General features: G+C 63.0%; 10 protein-coding genes and 1 pseudogene. 5 read left to right on the top strand and 6 right to left on the bottom strand.

All coding sequences use genetic code 11. The features are described from left to right. Nucleotides 1-61 precede the first annotated feature (61 nt). Nucleotides 62-445 carry a hypothetical protein gene (locus ACYG97_RS05480; RefSeq protein WP_023734203.1) on the top strand — a complete coding sequence of 128 codons (384 nt, stop codon included), beginning with the start codon at nucleotides 62-64 and terminating at the stop codon, nucleotides 443-445. A 123-nt stretch (nucleotides 446-568) separates the two neighbouring features. Next, complete coding sequence (locus ACYG97_RS05475; protein WP_023689648.1) at nucleotides 569-745, top strand: hypothetical protein; 177 nt, start codon at nucleotides 569-571, stop codon at nucleotides 743-745. Nucleotides 746-760: 15 nt separating this feature from the next. Here ACYG97_RS05475 and ACYG97_RS05470 read toward each other — a convergent pair whose 3' ends face one another. Further along, the gene (locus ACYG97_RS05470; protein ID WP_023734204.1) at nucleotides 761-1,447 is read right to left on the bottom strand and encodes a D-lyxose/D-mannose family sugar isomerase; all 687 of its coding nucleotides are present in this window, start codon (nucleotides 1,445-1,447) and stop codon (nucleotides 761-763) included. A gap of 150 nt (nucleotides 1,448-1,597) precedes the next feature. On the opposite strand from ACYG97_RS05470, the gene ACYG97_RS05465 reads away from it, so the two are divergent. The 3 genes and pseudogenes from ACYG97_RS05465 (at nucleotide 1,598) to ACYG97_RS05455 (ending at nucleotide 3,319) form a co-directional block, all read left to right on the top strand. Then, complete coding sequence (locus ACYG97_RS05465) at nucleotides 1,598-2,656, top strand: D-TA family PLP-dependent enzyme (RefSeq protein WP_023734205.1); 1,059 nt, start codon at nucleotides 1,598-1,600, stop codon at nucleotides 2,654-2,656. 69 nt (nucleotides 2,657-2,725) lie between these two features. Then, nucleotides 2,726-3,030 (top strand): annotated as a pseudogene (locus tag ACYG97_RS05460) (type II toxin-antitoxin system RelE/ParE family toxin). After that, nucleotides 3,023-3,319: an addiction module antidote protein gene (locus tag ACYG97_RS05455; protein WP_023672893.1), complete on the top strand. Its 297-nt coding sequence runs from the start codon at nucleotides 3,023-3,025 to the stop codon at nucleotides 3,317-3,319. Before ACYG97_RS05460 ends, ACYG97_RS05455 begins: the two are co-directional and overlap by 8 nt. 47 nt (nucleotides 3,320-3,366) lie before the next feature. Here the strand turns inward: ACYG97_RS05455 and ACYG97_RS05450 are convergent, their stop codons facing one another. The 5 genes from ACYG97_RS05450 to ACYG97_RS05430 all read right to left on the bottom strand — a co-directional run bounded on the left by ACYG97_RS05450 (nucleotide 3,367) and on the right by ACYG97_RS05430 (nucleotide 17,528). Continuing rightward, nucleotides 3,367-4,998: a tetratricopeptide repeat-containing sulfotransferase family protein gene (locus tag ACYG97_RS05450; RefSeq protein ID WP_023734206.1), complete on the bottom strand. Its 1,632-nt coding sequence runs from the start codon at nucleotides 4,996-4,998 to the stop codon at nucleotides 3,367-3,369. Nucleotides 4,999-5,033: 35 nt separating this feature from the next. Further along, complete coding sequence (locus tag ACYG97_RS05445) at nucleotides 5,034-5,705, bottom strand: outer membrane protein (protein WP_023715244.1); 672 nt, start codon at nucleotides 5,703-5,705, stop codon at nucleotides 5,034-5,036. 192 nt (nucleotides 5,706-5,897) lie between these two features. After that, a complete protein-coding gene (locus ACYG97_RS05440; RefSeq protein WP_023715243.1) occupies nucleotides 5,898-6,659 on the bottom strand; it encodes a heme ABC transporter permease in 762 nt (253 codons plus the stop codon). 172 nt (nucleotides 6,660-6,831) lie between these two features. Beyond that, nucleotides 6,832-8,604 carry a glucan ABC transporter ATP-binding protein/ permease gene (locus tag ACYG97_RS05435; RefSeq protein WP_023672897.1) on the bottom strand — a complete coding sequence of 591 codons (1,773 nt, stop codon included), beginning with the start codon at nucleotides 8,602-8,604 and terminating at the stop codon, nucleotides 6,832-6,834. A 344-nt stretch (nucleotides 8,605-8,948) separates the two neighbouring features. Then, entirely contained in the window at nucleotides 8,949-17,528 is an 8,580-nt protein-coding gene (locus ACYG97_RS05430) for a GH36-type glycosyl hydrolase domain-containing protein (RefSeq protein WP_023734208.1), read from the bottom strand. Nucleotides 17,529-17,620: the final 92 nt, after the last annotated feature.

Here is a 17,620-nt window from a genome sequence, read left to right as displayed (position 1 = left end):
GAGTCGATACATGAGACATTGCTTCCTGAACATAGTTAATAAAAGTGTGTTTGCAATTCCGATGGCTACCACCCGCGACGGCTGGGAGAAGTTCGCAGGTCCCGTCATTTTGATTGGCGAGCTACCTTCGGTCTCCGACAAAGAGATCGGTCTAGCAACACTCAACGCGCTTGGTGCTTATGCCAGCGATGTGCCCGACGACATCCTACACACGGTTCTTCTTGACAGCTCGGCTTCGCGGTTCGGCTTCAAGTCGTACAACTCCCTCCTTCGGAAATCCCGTCAGATGTCGGTCGACCAGGGAAGGGACGACAAATTCACACTTACCCCCTATGCCAAAGTCAACAGAGAGAGTGCCGTGCCGCTGGACACGATCTTGTCTTCAACAGATACGCCAGAGGATCTCGGGCGTGCTGTTCGAGAGTGCATTGCGCTTTGTCGTTAACAGCGTCGAGTAATCGGTCACCATGAACACCTCTCCATCCGAGCTCGAACTCCAGGAAATGGAGGCGCGCGTGCTGCCGCAGCTCAGCCAGGCCCATGGAAATCATGGGTCGAGGGTCGGGATTTGCTGAGCAGATCGAATTTCATTCAAACCGACGAAGGCGCGGATCGCGGCGACGATATCGAAATGGCCAGCGCCACGGCCGAAGACCAGGATTTCATGGCTGCGGCGCGGCAGGACATGCCTCGCCTGATCGCCGAAGTGCGCAGGCTGGGCGCACTTCTCAATCAAACGAAGTAAAAGCGGCGAGGCCGCCTACCCCACCCACTTTTCATAGTCGGACACCAGCAGGTGCACCGGCGCAACGTCCTCGTGGATGTTGGAGAAGCGGCCGATCGGTTCGCGGAAGACGTTGTCGGTGAGATCGTCATTGACGGTCGAGACCTCGCCGATCAGCACATCCTTGCCCTCGGCCCAGAAGGCGTGCCAGACGCCGGGCAGCAGCGTGACGCTCTGGCCCGGGTCGAGCTTCAGGAGCCCGCCTGCCGGCAGCCTGTGGATGGTGCCGTCGACCGGCACCGTCACTTCGGCCTTCGGATCGATGCCGCCGTCGCGATCGTGCATGAACAGTTCAAGCACGAGCTTACCGCCGCCGCGGTTGATGATGTCCTCGGCCTTGACGTTGTGGCGGTGCATCGGCGACAGCTGATCCTTGCGCGAGATCATGATCTTCTCGGCATAAAGCATGCCCATGCCCTTCTTCATGTCGGCATAGACGCCGTTGCGAACGGTGAACAGGAACAGGCCAAGTTCGTCGAATTTTTCCTGGCCGTAATCGGTGATGTCCCAACCGAGCCGCGAGCTGAAAATGGCGGCGGAGTCGGCCTTGCGCGCCTTCATCTCTTCCGGGCTCCAGTAGGCGAAGGGCGGCATGATGTAGCCGAACGAGCGGATGAAGGCGTCTGCATCGCGGATGATGTCGTTGACGGTGGAGCGTTTCATGATTGTGATCCCTTCGCGTCGCGTTCCCTGGAGTTATCTGAAGCGCATAGCCGAACAGCGCTGCGGTGTCGACGCAAACTGCGTGCTGGCCCCATGACATCCGTGCGGATCGGGGCCATAAGTCAGCCAGATTTCCCAGGGTGATATTTCATGCAAGGCATAGACGACCTCGACACGCCGGCGATCCTCATCGACGCGGCCCGCGCCGAAGCCAACATCGCACGAGCGCAGGCGCATGCCGACCGCCACGGGCTGAAACTCAGGCCGCACATCAAGACGCACAAGCTGCCTTATTGGGCGAAGAAGCAGATGGCGGCCGGCGCGGTCGGCATCACCTGCCAGAAGATCGGCGAGGCGGAAGTGATGGCCGATGCCGGGCTGACCGATATTTTTCTGCCCTACAACATCCTTGGCCGCGCCAAGCTGGAGCGCCTCAAGGCGCTGCATGGCCGTGTGACACTGTCAGTGACCGTGGACAGCCTCGAAACGCTGGATGGGCTCGCCGCCACCTTCACCGATACCGGGCACCCCCTGCCCGTTCTGGTCGAATGCGACACCGGCATGGGCCGTTGCGGCGTGCAGAGCGCCGCCGAGGCGCTGGCACTGGCGAAGTTGATCGACCAAGCCAAGGGGCTCACTTTCGGCGGGCTGATGACCTACCCCGCGGCCGGCCGCGCCGCCGAGGCTGAATCCTGGCTGGCCGGCGCCAAGCAAACGCTCGCGGCCTCGGGTCTCGCCTGTGATCGCATTTCAAGCGGCGGCACGCCTGACATGTGGCGCTCGGGCGAGGACAGCTTGGTTACCGAATACCGCCCCGGCACCTACATCTACCTCGACCGGTATCAGGTCGCCAAAGGCGTCGGCACGCTCGACGATTGTGCGCTGACGGTGCTCGCCACCGTGGTCAGCCATCCGACGCCGGCCCGCGCCATCCTGGACAGCGGCAGCAAGGCGCTGTCCAGCGACACGCTGGGGCTCGCCGATTTTGGCGAGCTGCTCGGCATGCCCGGCGCCCGCGTCACCAGCTTGAGCGAGGAACATGGCACGGTCACGCTTGCGAATGGCGCGAGCCTGCGCATCGGCGAACGCGTTCGCGTGGTGCCTGATCATTGCTGCGTCGTGACCAACCTGTTCGACCAGGTGCATCTGATCGACGGTGACAAGGTGCTGGAAACGCTGAAGGTGGAAGCGCGTGGGCGGATGGGGTGAGGCTTTTCGTTTTGGAGGCTCGCCCTATTTCGACATTGACGAATTGTAATTTATAACTTACTAGTCCCCATGGCAATCCTGAAGCAGACAGCCACCTTTCGGAGGTGGCACCAAAAGCTGAAAGACGGAAGAGCCAAGGCGGCAATTGCCGTTCGGCTGCAACGTTTGATTGTAGGAAATCCCGGCGACGTGGCCCCAGTGGGTGAAGGCATCAGTGAATTGCGCATTCACTATGGGCCCGGCTATCGCGTTTATTTCACAAGCGCGGTGAAACGGTCATCCTGCTCCTGTGCGGCGGGGATAAAAGTTCACAAGAAACCGACATACGGACAGCAAAGCGCCTGGCCGTAGAATGGAGTGACGACAATGGTTGAAAAAATCTATGATTTCGATCCCGCCGAAATGCTCGATTCCGATACGGCAATCGAGGCGTTTCTGGCAGAGGCAATGGAAACCGGAGACGCCAAATTCGTCGCGTCCGCCCTCGGTGTCGTTGCCCGCGCCAAGGGGATGAGCAACATTGCCAGAAAGACCGGCTTGGCTCGCGAGCATCTTTATACCTCGCTCAGCGAAAACGGTAATCCTACGCTGGAAACCACACTGGCGGTCATGAAAGCATTCGGCTTTCATTTGGCCCCAAAGCACGATGCAACTCAGGTCTAATCTACGCCAGCGCGCGTCGAGCGCGAGGTTGTTCGGGCCAACTGAAATCAGGACTGATAAACCGGACCCAGCGCCGCCTTCAGCGGATCCAGCGCGTCGCCATACAGCTTCCAGCGCTCGACCGAGGATGAATAGATCGGCTGGCGCACCTGCCAGCGGCTCGGCGTCCGCACGGTGCGCTCGGTCTCGTTGAAACGCAGGCAGGCATCGTCCCACTCAACGCCGAGGAATCCGATCAATCCGCGGGCGCGATTTTCGAAATCGGCGACCGTTTCTTCGTAGGGCATGTCGTGGATATTCAGCGGGATGACCTTGGTCCAATGGCGCATCAGGCGGTCATACTGCCGGTAATACTGCCCAAGCTTGGTCAGATCGGCATTATAGCCGTGCGCCTCGGAAAAGTTATGCATGAAACAGGACGCGCAATTGTCCATCGGGTCACGCCGGCAATGGATGATGCGGGCATTCGGCAAGATCAGGCTGATGAAGGCCAGCAGCTCGAAATTATGCGGCATCTTGTCGACGACAAGCCGCGCCTTGCTGTTGCGTCTGTTGAGATCGTCGAGATACTTCGATCCAAGCTCCTTGGCCTTGGCCGCAGTGAGCGCCGCCATGGCCTTGGTGAAAATGGCTGGGTCGAGCTTGTCGAACCCAAGTTCGCCTGCAAGTGAACGAATGGTCGACAACTCGCCGGCGCCATGGATATCGCGATGACTGGCGCATATCTGCTCGGTCAGCGTCGTTCCCGACCGGGGCATGCCGACGATGAAGACCGGGCGCCTGGATGGATTTCCCAAACTGGCTCGCGTCTTGAAGAAGCCAGCGTCGAAGGTGTCGATGAAGCTGTCGTAAAGCTGGGTGTGCCGGTCGATGTCGAAATCATTGCCGGAAATCGCCTTGGCCCTCGCGAAATGGCGGATGGCCGGGCCATACTCGCGCTGATCATTGAGCATCTTGCCGGCGGCGTGGTGCAGCACTACCCGCTCGCGATCGGTGGTTGTCGGCAATTCCAGGCGTTTCAGCACCAAAGGCAACGTCGGATCGTCCTTGACCGCCCGGCGCGCAAGCGCCATTCCAGCCAGCGCCTCGACATTGCCCGGGTCGATGGCAAGGGCCTTGCTGAAGCATTCGACCGCCTCGGCCGGCCGGCCAATGTCGGTGAGCAAATCGCCCATACCGGCAAGTGCCATCACCGACTGGCCGTCGATAGCCAGCGCCTGGCGATAGAACCCTTCGGCAATGTCGCCCTCGAGCTGGCTGCGGTAGGAGCGGCCGAGATTGCACAGCGCTTCGATGAGCCCTCCGTCGAGCTCGATCGCCTTTCTCAGATGTCTGCGCGCCTTGTCGACGTTGCCGGTGACATTGTAGGCATTGCCGAGATTGTTGCGGAAGATGGCGTTGTCCGGTTCGAGCTTGACCGCCCTTTCCATATAGGCAATGGCGGCGTCATGATGCTCGGCCTCGATGGCGAGCGTGCCCATCAGGTTCAGCGCCATGGCATTTTTGGGCTGCGTGCGAAGCACCGTCTGGTAGCAGAACTCGGCCTCGCGAAAACGCTTGCGCCGTTGCAGGTCGATGCCGCGCTGCAATGTCTTTTCCGCCGGCTCACCGGCGGTCGGCAGCGAGGCTGGGATCATTGCCGGCAGGCCCAGGGGTTGCCGGCGTGGCAAGAGCGGCATCCGTCAAATCCCGGTCGCGGCCTGCGACGAACCAATCAGAACTTCAGGGTAACGCCAAGCTGGAGATTGTGGGAGTACAATTTGGCGTTCTCGTATGTGCCGCCGCCATCATTGTCGTCTAGATCCACGCTTGTCACGGCCTTGAAGCGGTAACCAAAATCGAGGTCGACATTCTGCGTTACCGCGTAGGTAACACCGGCGCCCACCTGGCCGGCGAAACCCCAGCCGCCAGGCCCGTATCCATAGGCGTGGCCATCAAAGTGAGTATCGGCGGTAACATACGCCGCGCCGAGACCGCCGCCGACATAGAGTTTGGCATCACCAAAATGCGCAACATCGGCCCAGACGTTGGCGAGAAGATAGGTGGCCGACAGATTGCCGGAAGCCGGATAGTTGCCGACGCCCGTGTAGCTGTATTCGCTTGCCTTGTAGCGCGCGTAGGACAGTTCGCCTTCGACACGAAACACATCGTTGATGCGCCGACCGACAGCGCCGCCGATTACGAACCCGGTATCAAGATCGACTGAATACCCAGTACCATTGTAGTCCGTTTTCACATGGTTCGGGAAACTGGCGCCGCCGAAGAGCGTGACGTACCAGAGATCCTCTGCCCTCGGAACGTCGACGATCGCGTCGGCGGCGTAGGCCGAACTCCAGCCAAGCACCAATGCCGTTGTCGACACACCAGCTAGTAGAAGCAGTTTCATCGTCGATTCCCTCGTAGCCTTCCAGCTACTTGCTCGCCTGCGGTTGGAGCTGTCAATAAGCAGACGCAGTCAGGGCACTCTTTCAGGAATCCTCGTTGCTATGCAGCAACATAGCAGCATACTCTAATTTAGACGGAGACAGGCAAAGGCTGCTGTTTCGGTTGTCATTCGAGTGCCGGAAAAGAGAACCGCCTAGTCGCGTTGCTCTGCCTGCCGCGCCGCGATGCGCCGCATGGCAATGACCCGCCGGCGGCGGATCTCGGTGCGCATCGCCGTCAAATGCAGCGCGAAGAACAGCACGGTGAAGCCGAGCGCCATCACCAGCAGCGGCCATAGCAGGCTGGGATCGATCGTCGGCCCGCCGAGCCGGAACACCGAGGCCGGCTGGTGCAGCGTGTTCCACCAGTCGACCGAGAATTTGATGATCGGGATGTTGATGAAGCCGACGAGCGTGATGATGGCGGCGGCCCAGGCGGCGCGGCTGGCGTCATCCAGCGCACGCGTCAGCGCGATGATGCCGAGATACATCAGGAACAGGATGAAGACCGAGGTCAGACGGGCGTCCCAGACCCACCAGGTGCCCCACATCGGCTTGCCCCAGATCGAGCCGGTGACCAGCGCAAGCGCGGTGAAGGTGGCGCCGATCGGGGCTGCCGACTTCAGCGCGACATCGGCCAAGGGATGGCGCCAGACCAGCGTGCCGAGCGCGGCGACGGCCATCACCGTGTAGCACATCATGGCGAGCCAGGCGAAAGGCACGTGGATATACATGATGCGCACCGTGATGCCCTGCTGGAAATCCTCAGGCGCGGCAAAGCTCATATAGAGACCGATGGCGAGCAGGATCGCGGCGATCGACGCCAGCCACGGCACCAGCCTATCGGCCAGCCCGACAAAGCGCGTGGGGTTGGCGAGGTCGGTCCAGCCGGCGAGGCGTGAGGAGGTATCGCTCATAAGGTCTAGATAGACCGGCGGCGCGTTCGGGGCAATCGAGCGAGTGTCGCAGTCTTATTTACCCTCCCCTCGTGGGGAGGGTCGCTGCGAAGCAGCCGGGTGGGGGTGGTGGGGCACTACCCCCACCCGGACCCTACGGGTCCGACCTCCCCACAAGGGGGAGGTAAAAAAGCTACGCCGCTTCGATATTCACGGTGCGGCTGAGGCGGCGGACTTCCTCGTCGTTGAGCAGGCCGCCGGCGCGCAGCAGGCTGGCGAAACGGCCATTGCGCAGCGACAGTTCGGCGAAGCCGCCCATCTCGACCACCTTGCCCTTGTCCATGAACACGACCAGGTCGGCGTCGCGGACGGTGGTCAGGCGGTGGGCGATGATGAAGGTGGTGCGGTTGCGCCTCAGTTCGTCGATGGCTTCCTTGACGCGGTCCTCGGTCTCGACATCGAGCGCGCTGGTCGCCTCGTCGAGCACCAGAATCGGTGCGTCCTTGAGCACGGCGCGGGCAATGGCGATGCGCTGACGCTCGCCGCCCGAAAGCTGGCCGCCGCGCTCGCCAACGACGGTGTCATAGCCGGCGCTCTTGGCAAGGATAAAATCCTGCGCGGCAGCCGCATTGGCGGCGGCGTGAACCTCGTCATAAGTCGCCTCGGCACGACCGACGCGGATGTTGTCCTCGATCGAGCGGTTGAGCAGGCCGGCATCCTGGAAGACGGTGGCGATCGAATGACGCAGCGACTTGCGGGTCACCGTGCGGGTGTCGATGCCGTCGATCAGGATACGGCCATGAGACGGCGAGAAGACGCGCTGCAAGAGGTTGATCAGCGTCGTCTTGCCGGCGCCGGTCGGGCCGACGATGGCAACCGTCTGCCCGGCCTGGACCTCGAAGGAGACGTCGTCGACGCCCTGCCTCGAATTGGCAAACTCGAAGCCGACATTCTCGAAGCGGACGTGGCCGGTGACGTTGGTGAGGTCGCGCAAGCCGTCCGGCTCGGCGGAGTCGGCGGCCGAATCCTCGAGGTGATAGAAGTCCTCGAGCTTGGCGCGGGCTTCCGAAATCTGGTTGGCGAAAGCCGACATCTGGTCGAGGCGGGCAATCAGCAGCGTGGCAAAGCCGGTGAAGGCGATGACGTCGCCGATCTTGAGCTGGCCATGGGTGACCAGATAGGCGCCGATCAAAAGCACAACCATCATCGAAATGGTCGACGACAGGCGGTGCAACGCATTGGCCATCGCCCACCAGTCGAGCACCGGGTTCTGCGCGTCGAGCAGGTTCTTGACATAGCGGCGCAGCGTATCGGCCTCGTGACCGAGACGGTTGTAGCTCTGCAGCACGGCGACATTGCTGACCGAGTCGGTCACATGCGCGAAGACCTGATGGTAGTGGCGCTCGACCGCGGCCTGGCCCGCCTTGGTGCGCTTCATCACAAGCCGGCCGATGCCGACATAGAGAACGCCCAGCGCCATTAGCACCAGCGACATGCGAAGATCCATGCTTATCGCGGTCGGAATCAGCAGAGCCAGCGCAACCGCCGTCGACAGATGCTGGCGCATGAATTCAAGCCACAGGCTGAACAGCGTCTCGACGGCGCGCAGCAGCGTGTGCAGCGCGTTGGAGGTGCCGCGCTGGTGGTGCCAGGCGAGCGGCATGGTGATCACGCGCTCGAACGACTGGCACAGCACCTCGCTGCGCCGCTTGTGAGCAAAACGGTCGGCGCCGCGCGCCACCAGCACGAAGGCGACGATGTTAAAGGCGCCGAGACCGGCCCACAGCGCCAGCGTCGAAAACACCGAACCCTTATCGGAGATGGCGTCGATTACCCGGCCGAACATGATCGGCTCGAGGATGGCGATAATGGCGAGCGCGACATTCGCACCGCAGATAAACGCAACGCGCTTCCTGTCGGCTGCGAGATAACCCAGCGCTCTCCAGTAGATTTGCAGAAGTGACACTTCAGCTACTCCGCCCAAAACATTATTGTGCACCGCACCATTTCTTGACACGTACCGGTTAACGGGTCGCAAAACAATGCCCGTCTACCTCTTCCGTTCCCATTCTGCGAACAAAAGATGACGACGTTGCGAAATCTGCCGTGATCACCTAACGGTTTGAGATAAAAGGTGAAATGTCAGTCTTGCGGCAAAATCATGGCAGCAGCTGGCGCTGCCACATTTTTAATCACTGCACGCTTGGCCCGCCGGTATCCGGGAAGGCACGCCGTACTGCGCCAGGAGCATGCCCAAGTAGAAAACGCGCGCCTCGAAAGGCGCGCGTCAACAATCTGAAGCCCTTGATTTTACGCGGGTATCTTGACGACCACCTCGGTCTTGTCGCCGGCCTTCGGCTGAAAACCGGAAGACTTTGTCTTGGTTCCATTGACTTCGAGCGAGATGGATTTGGCCTTTTTGTCGCGGATGACGCGAACCTTGACCTCCGCCCCCAGCATCTTCAGCGTTGCAGAATAGCCGTCCCAATGGCTGGGCAGTTTCGGCCGGAACGTGATCTGCTTGCCCCGCCGCTCAATGCCCAGAATTCCTTCGACCGCAGCACGGTAGAGCCATCCCGCTGAGCCCGTATACCAGGTCCAGCCGCCGCGACCGCCCTTGTCCTCACCGGAATAGATGTCGGCGGCGACGACGTACGGCTCGACGCGATAATGCTCGGCCGATGCATCGTCGAGCGCATGGTTGACCGGGTTCAGCATCGAGAAGCAGCGATAGGCATCGTCGGTGCGGCCCATTTCGGCGAGCGCGATCACGAACCAGGTCGCCGCATGGGTGTACTGGCCGCCGTTCTCGCGCACGCCCGGCGGATAACTCTTGATGTAACCAGGGTCCTTTCTCGTGTTCTGGAAGGCCGGGGTAAACAGTTTGACGATCTTGAGCTTGTCGTCGACCAGCAGGTTCGTCGCCTGCTGCATCGCCGTGGTCGAGCGCGCGGGGTCGCCCTCGCCGGAGAGCACGCTCCACGACTGCGCGATGGAGTCGATCTTGCACTCGTCCGAATTGTGCGAGCCAAGCGGCGTGCCGTCGTCGTAGCTGCCGCGGCGATACCACTGGCCGTCCCAGGCGGTGCTTTCCAGCGCCCGCTTCAGCACATCGGCGTGTTTTGTCCAGGCCTGCGCCCGCTTGGTGTCGCCCTGCCCCTTGGCCACGGTGGTAAAGTCGCCCAGCGTCTTCAAAAGGAACCAGCCGAGCCAGACACTCTCCCCCTTGCCGGCTTCGCCGACACGGTTCATGCCGTCGTTCCAGTCGCCGCCGAGGATCAGCGGCAGCCCGGCCGGGCTGCTGCGCTTGATCGCAAGGTCGAGCGCACGCGCGCAATGGTCGTAGAGCGAAGCGTTCGTCTTGGAGATTTCCGGCGTGAAGAAGGCGTCGTGCTCGCCCTCGCCCAGCACCTGCCCGTCGATGAAAGGCAGCTGCTCCTTCAGGATCCCTGTATCGCCGGTCACCTCGATGTAGCGATTGGTGGCATGCGCCAGCCAGACCACATCGTCGGAGATCATGGTGCGCACGCCGGCGTCGGTGCGCGGCAACCACCAATGCTGGACATCGCCTTCGGGGAACTGCCGGCGCGCCGCATTGAGGATCTGGTCGCGCGCCAGTTTCGGATCATGCGCAAGCAGGGCCAGCGTGTCCTGCAGCTGGTCGCGGAAGCCGAAGGCGCCGCTTGCCTGATAAAAGGCCGAGCGGGCGCGGATGCGGCAGGCCAGGCTCTGATAGGGCAGCCAGTGATTGACCATGGCGTCGAGCGCCTTGTCGGGCGTCTCGACCTGGATGGTGTCGAGGAAGCCGCGCCAGACGCGTTCATTGTCGGCCAGCCGCTGGTCGAAATCCTTGCCCGAATGAGTCTGCACCAACGCGCTCGCCTCGGCTGATGTGGCGGCGTCGCCAAGCAGCCAGACCAGCGTGACGTCGCCGCCGGCAGGGATATCGATTTCGCTGGCGACAGCTGCGCACGGATCGTCGCCGGCCTCGACGCGGCCCGACAGGCCGGCGCCGCTGACGACGGCGTGCGGGAAGGCGCTGGTGCCGTGCCTGCCGATGAACTCGCCGCGATCGGCTGTCACCGAATGCACCGGACCAGTGGCGGCCAGGAAGGCCACCCGGTCGCCGAAATCGAGACCGTAGGGGTTTTGCGCCAGAAGCGCGCCAGTCGCTGGATCCCTGGACGGGATGATGGTCGCAGCCGTGCTCGAGCGATGGCTGCCGAGGACCCATTCGGCATAGGCATAGACGCGCAGCCGCGCCGGCGCCGGGCCTGAGTTCTGGATGCGCAGCCGCGTGATCTTCACTGGATCGACGGGATCGACGACGTGCGTCAGATCCATCGACAGCGGGCCGCGTTTGGACCGGAAGGTCGAGAAGCCCTGGCCGTGCCATGTCTCATAGGTCATCAAGGGATCGCGGACCACGGCAGCCAGTGGCGAGAATGCCTTGCCGCTGGTCTGGTCGTAGATGTAGATGCCCTCGCCCGGCCGGTTGGTGACCGGATCGTTCGACCATGGCGTCAGCTGGTAATCGCGGCTGTTGCGGCTCCAGGTGAAAGCAGCGCCTTCGGCCGAGACATGGAATCCGAACGAGGCGTTCGAGACGACGTTGATCCAGGGCTGCGGCGTCGAGCGCCGGCCTGCAAGGCGGGTGACATAGTGGCGGCCGTCGCCCTCGAAACCGCCAAAGCCGTTCCACTGGCTGAGGCCGCTGCCGTCGGCGCTGCTGTCGGACGCGGCATGGTATGCAGGCGCCGCCGGCACCGGCAGAGACGGCTCGCGCAGTGACGCGGGGGGCGCCGGCTGCAGGGCATCGCGTGCTTGCAAGGCTGCCGCCTCGGCGCGTTCGATCTGGTCGAAGATGGTGCCGTTGCGCGTGTGCAGAACCACGCGGGCAACCGCCAGCAGCGTCTTGTACGTCGCCTCGTCCATGAGGTCGCGGCGCACGGCGAAGATGTGCTGGCGCGGCCCGAGTTCCTTGCCGCGCAGGCGGCTGTTTTCGCACAGCGTCTCGACCGCGCGCTGCAGATCCTGGACATAGGACGATGCCTGCTCGTTGACGACCACGAAGTCGATCATCATGCCGCGGGCGCGCATATACTCCTGGAAGCGCAGCGCCTGGGCGACAATTTCGAGGTCGGCCACGTCGCCGATGCGGACCAGGAAGATCGGGAAATCGCCCGAAATGCTGGTCGGCCACAGGCTGGACTGCTTGCCCAGCCCCGAAGCGATGGATTCGCCGGGCAGGCGCAGGAACGGATCGGGATAGATCAGGAAGCGCGCCAGCTTCTGCACGTTGGCGGCGTCGGTCAGGCTGAGACCAAGATGGCGGGTCTGCACCTGCGAACGCGTCCAGGCAAGCATCGCCTGGCGGGCAAAACTTTCGGGATGGTCGAGCCTGGCGATGGCCTCGTCCAGTTCGGCGCGGTTGGCGCCGACGGCGGTCCAGAAGGTCAGCGATATCTTCTTGTTGGCCGGCACCCGCACCTGGCGGCGCAGGGCCGCTACCGGATCGAGGGTGAAGCCGTGGTGACCGCCAAGCTTGGCGCCGGGATCGAAGGCCGCCGCTTCCGCGATGGTACGGCCACGGCCGATGAAGGCACGGCGGTCGGTTTCGGCCTCGGCATCGCGCGCCGACCCGGACGGATCGGTGACGAAATGCACCATGGTGACGTCAGGCTCGTTCTTCTCGCGCTTGCGCCTGGTGGCAAAGATGGCGCCGTTGTTGGCAGCGATCTCGGTCTCGATAAACATTTTCGAGAACGCAGGATGGGCATTGTCGGAGGCTTCGTTGCCCAGCACCAGCTCGGCAAAGGAGGTCACCTCGATATGCCGGTCAGTGGCGCCGTCGTTGTAGAGCGTGACGCGCCGTCCCTCGCCATTGCCTTCCGAGATGACGATGCATTCGACCTCCGAACGCAGCGAGCCCACTGTTTTGACGAAGCTCGCCTTGTCGTCGGAAAACAGCGTCTGCACTCTCTCGCCGGTCGCCTGCTTCGGCTCCGCGGTGGCCGACCACCAGTCGCCGCTGCCGGCGTCGCGCAGGAAGATGTAGGAGCCGAGCCGGTCTTCGGTCGGGTCGGGCTGCCAACGGGTGACGGCGAGTTCGCCCCAGCGGCTGTAACCGGAACCGGTGGCCGAGACCATGACGGAGTAGCGGCCATTGGACATGACGCTGGTGGCGCGCAACGCCCTCAGCGGGTCGAGGACGATGCGCGAATCCGGGCTCTCGACCTCGGTCTCGTCCTTCGAGCGCTCGTCGGCTTCGGTCCTGACCGTGGCGGTCGGGATGTCGCGCGGCGCCCTCTCCTGAAGCAGGAGTTCGGCAGACTCGATCACCGGATCGCTGTGGAAGCGGTCGCGCAGCCTGCCCTCGAAGATGGCGTCGGCAACGGCGGCGATCGACATGCCGGAGTGATGCGCCATGTAGTTCAGGACAACGGCATGGTCGGTGCCTTCCGGCACGCGCTGCGGCGTGAAGTCGACGGCGTCATAAAAGCCATGCCGGCCGAGCGCGCCGATGGAGCGCAGCCTGGCCAGATTCTGGACGGATTCGCGCGGTGTGAACTGCGCCGCGAGGATCGTGGCGTAAGGCGCGATCACCGTGTTCTGGCCAAGGCCGCGCTTGAGACCAAGTCCGGGCACGCCGAAATTGGTATACTGGTAGGTCAGTTCGCGGTCGCGGGCATTGTAGGCCGCTTCCGAAATACCCCAGGGCACGTTCTTCGAACGCGCGTACTGGATCTGGCGCTTGATGATCAGCTTGCTGGTCTGGTTGAGGATCGATCCCTGCGGCTCCTTCATCACCAAAGGCGGCATCAGATACTCGAACATCGAGCCCGACCAGGACATCAGCGCACCCTGGAAGCCGATCTCGACGATCGGCCTTCCAAGCCGGAACCAATGCTCCGTGGGCAGGTCACCCTTGGCGATGGCGAACAGGCTGGTCAGCCGCGCCTCGGAGGCGAGCAGATCGTAGCAGCTCTCATCGAGCTGATGCTCCTCGACCCGGTAGCCGATTGACAGCAGTTTGCGCTCCTGACGCATCAGGAAAGAGAAATCCATCTCGAAGGCATAGCGGCGGCAGCGTTCGCGCAGCGCCAGCAGCTTGGCGCGCAAGGCTTCGACGGCGTTTTCGTCGCTGTGCGAGTCATGCACATGCGCCTCGCAGGTCGCTTCCAGCCGTGCCGCCCAGTCGGCGATAATGTCGCTCCGCTGCGATCCGGCCTCGGTGTGGATGGCGGTGGCGAGCTTGCGGATCTCGCCGGCAAGCACGGCCAGGTTAATCGTGCGGATCGAGGCCATCTCCGGCTGCGCCTTGATGGTCATGACGGCGCGCCGCATGCCATCGAGGCGATCGGCCAGACGCTGGCGCAACGGCCGCAGTTGCCGGCGGTCGTCAGGCAATTCCTCGAGGCTCTCGTCGAGGATACTCACCGTGTCGAGGACGCCTTCGAAATCGCCCTGCAGGTGAACGGACGGGGCTTCCGCCCACTCGGCACAGGCCGCCGCCACCGCGACCAGATGTCCGGCCAGATTGCCGCTGTCGACGGCCGAGATGTAGAGCGGATAGAGCGGCTTGAGCGTCGTGGTGTCGTACCAGTTGAAGAGGTGGCCGCGGTTGCGCGGCATGCTCTCGATGGTCGTCATCGTGGCGTCGATGCGAGTGATGGCGTCGGAGAGCGCAATCCAGCCGAAATCGCGTGCCGACACCACCGACAGCAGGTAGACGCCGATATTGGTCGGCGACGTCCGCGGCGCCACAACCGGCGCCGGGCTTTCCTGGAAATTGTCGGGCGGCAGATTGTGGTGCTCGGCCGTGACGAAGGTTTCGAAATAATGCCAGGTGCGGCGCGCCACGGTGCGCAGCGCGTGGATGTCGGCTTGCGATATGCGCAGGCGGTCCTCGGTCTCGGCCGAGCGGCTGATCCAGCAGGCAACCGCCGGCGAACCGATCCAGAACAGAGCGAAGAAGAAGGCGACGAAGGCACCGGTGGAATCGGCCAGCACGGGGATAGCGAGACCGACGACGCCGATGATCACGGCGCCATACATCATGCTGTAATAGGAGCCGATATCGTTGTCGCCGCCCTTGTGCGCCTGCGACGCGGTGCGCCATTCCAGCAGGTTCTGGCGGCTGACGAACAGGCGGTAGAGCGTGCGCACGATGGCGTCGCCCATCATCCAGGCATTGTGCGCCATCAACAGCACTTTCAGCGCCACAAGGGCCGTGCCGAAGACGGTGTCGTGCGCCAGTGCGGAGAAATGGCCGCGCGGCGTCTGGTCGCCGCTCTTGGGCAGGATGGCGTTGACGACATCGAAGGTCGGCGCCATGAACAGCGACAGGATCAGCAGCGCCTGCCACTGCGCGGCCTGCGTGAAGGGCAGCAGCGTCCAGCCGGCGATCGCCGCCATCACCCAGAAGATCGGGGTCAGCGAGCGGCGCAGATTGTCGACCATCTTCCAGCGCGACAGCGCCGGCACGCCGGAACGCGGCGAGAAGATGAAGCGCAGCAGCTGCCAGTCGCCGCGCGCCCAGCGGTGGTGGCGCGAGGCGTCGACCGAGTAGCGGGTAGGATAGTCCTCGACCAGTTCGACGTCGGTGACAAGTGCTGCGCGCGCCAGCGCACCTTCGAGCAGATCGTGGCTGAGGACGGTGTTTTCCTCGATGCGGCCCTGCAGCGCCGCCTCGAAAGCGTCGACGTGATAAAGGCCCTTGCCGGTGAAGGAGCCGTCGCTGAAGACGTCCTGGTAGAGATCCGAGACGGCAAAGACGTAAGGATCGAGACCGCTGTTGGACGAGAAGACGCGCTGGAAGAAAGAAGCGTCGTCGCCGCTGGTGAGCGAGGCTGTGATGCGCGGCTGCAGAATGGTGTAGCCGGCGGTAACGACGCGCTTTGTCGCGTCAAAATGCGGGCGGTTGAGCGGATGGGCGAGCTTGCCGACCAGTGACGACACGGCGTCGCGCGTGGTGCGCGTGTCGGCGTCGAGCGTCATGACATAGACGACCTTTTCCGGCAGCGGCACGTCGAGCGGCAGGAAGGTGGTGTCGCTGTCGCCGCGCAAGAGAAGGTTCAGCTCATGCAGCTTGCCGCGCTTGCGCTCCCAGCCCATCCAGGCGCCCTGCGCCTGGTTGTAGAGCCGGCGGCGATGCAGGATATAGAAACGCGGCGCGCCTTCCGAGGGATAACGGGCATTGAGCCTGGCGATCTCGTCGCGCGCATATTGCAGGATCTCGATGTCGGCGGCGTCGATCTCGGTCTTGGAATCCGGCCAGTCGGACAGCAGCGCGAAATGGATTTCTTCGGCCGTGTTGGCGAGGTGATGCACCTCGATGTTGCGGATGTTTTCCTCGACATCATCGCGCGAGCCGATCAGCGACGGCACCACGACCAAGGTGCGTGATGCCGCCGGAATGCCGTGCTTGTAATCATAGCCGACGAGCCGCGTCGGCTTCAGGAACAGTGAAACAACGGTGTTGAAGAAGGCGAGCGCGCCTTCGCTGGCAGGCACCGCAAACAGCGCCAGCATCAGCGTGATGGATTCCACCGACAGTCCGAGATGGGCAAGCGCATTGCCGGAGACAACCAGCAGCAGCACCGTCAGCAGGAAGACCGGCACAACGATGCCGAGCCAGCCCGTGGCGGTGAAGGCGCGCTTGAAAGTCACATGGAAGGGCGGCCGATAGCCGATCGCCTTTTCCAGATCCGGCCGGCGCGGGCCGACCAGGAAGAAGCCGACATCGGTATGCATGGCCGGATCGGCTGATGCATCCGGCACGCCGGAGGCATCGGTGACCCCGGGAACATGGCTGGCCAGCTCGATGGCCTTTTCGGCGACACGGAATTCGGACAGGTCGGAGCGCCGCGCCAGTTGCTCGATCGACGTGCGGTACTGGTCGCGCGAAAAGAAATCGAGCGCGGCGAAATCGGTGCGCTCGCGCAACAGCGTGTCGATGCGGCTGACGCCCTCGAACCACACCGTCCAGTCGACGTCGTTGATGAGGCGCAGGCCGCGGATGATATTGCCGGTGGTGACATTGCCGCTGGACAGCGTGCGATGCTCGGAAATGATGATTTCCTCGGCGTCGGAGCCGGTTTTCTCGAGCTCGACCTCCAGCCATTCCAGCGCCCTGCCGGCATTCTGCGAGCCGTCGCGCAGGCGGTAGAGCAACTGGGTGGCGAAGGTGGTGTCCTGCGCATGCGCGCCGTAGCCCGACAGGATCTTCCGGCGGTCTGCATTGTCGTCGGTCGCCAGCACGCGGTCGGCGACCTCGTTGGCGATATGGCGCATCTGCCTGGTGCGGTCGACGCGCACGGCGATGCGGCGCAGATTCTCGATCAAAACGAAGCGCAGCAGCGACGGCAGCGCCCAGAGCTCGCCGATCTTGAGCGGCTCGACCGACTGAAAACCCTCGACGATGGATTTGAACATGGTCGCCGAAACCGAACTGTCGGAATGGGCGACATAGCTCCAGGCCAGGGCCAGCGCGCGCGGCACCGCGGCGCGATCGGCCACTTTCAGGGTCGGCAACTGCCGGTAGAAACGGCGCGGCAGGTCGCGCTTCACCTGAAAAATGGTCTCCTCGACGAGATAATTGTTGTCGAGCAGCCATTGGGCGGCAGGCGTGATGGTTTCGCCCTTGGCCTGGGCGGCATTGGTCGAGCGGTAGACTTCGAGGATTTTCTTGGCGCTGTCGCGGATGCGGGCCTGGAAATCGAACGGCGTCAGGCCGAACAGGTCCTTGATGTCGCCCTTGGCAAGGCTTTCGCCCAGCGCGCGCAGCCGCTCTTCGGGCAGGAAATTGGAGCGTATCGGCTCTTCGGTGATGACCGGGAAGCCGGCGCTGGACTTTTCGATATGGGCAGGATTTGTCTGGATATTCATTGAAAATTCCGCATGGGGGACGCGATGCGGCGCCACCGCCACGGCAATGTCCCTAAAACCGATTCAAATGCAATTGGTTGCATGATTACACT

It is taken from the genome of Mesorhizobium sp. W067, assembly GCF_054719525.1.
The sequence above is the reverse complement of the archived record's forward strand: the minus strand, read 5'-3'. Positions and strand labels throughout refer to the sequence as shown.

Bases quoted from the DNA above. Each gene is read 5' to 3' on its own strand.
- ACYG97_RS05480 (WP_023734203.1), top strand. From the start codon at position 62: ATGGCTACCACCCGCGACGGCTGGGAGAAGTTCGCAGGTCCCGTCATT.
- ACYG97_RS05470 (WP_023734204.1), bottom strand. From the start codon at position 1,447: ATGAAACGCTCCACCGTCAACGACATCATCCGCGATGCAGACGCCTTC.
- ACYG97_RS05465 (WP_023734205.1), top strand. From the start codon at position 1,598: ATGCAAGGCATAGACGACCTCGACACGCCGGCGATCCTCATCGACGCG.
- ACYG97_RS05455 (WP_023672893.1), top strand. From the start codon at position 3,023: ATGGTTGAAAAAATCTATGATTTCGATCCCGCCGAAATGCTCGATTCC.
- ACYG97_RS05450 (WP_023734206.1), bottom strand. From the start codon at position 4,998: ATGCCGCTCTTGCCACGCCGGCAACCCCTGGGCCTGCCGGCAATGATC.
- ACYG97_RS05445 (WP_023715244.1), bottom strand. From the start codon at position 5,705: ATGAAACTGCTTCTACTAGCTGGTGTGTCGACAACGGCATTGGTGCTT.
- ACYG97_RS05440 (WP_023715243.1), bottom strand. From the start codon at position 6,659: ATGAGCGATACCTCCTCACGCCTCGCCGGCTGGACCGACCTCGCCAAC.
- ACYG97_RS05430 (WP_023734208.1), bottom strand. From the start codon at position 17,528: ATGAATATCCAGACAAATCCTGCCCATATCGAAAAGTCCAGCGCCGGC.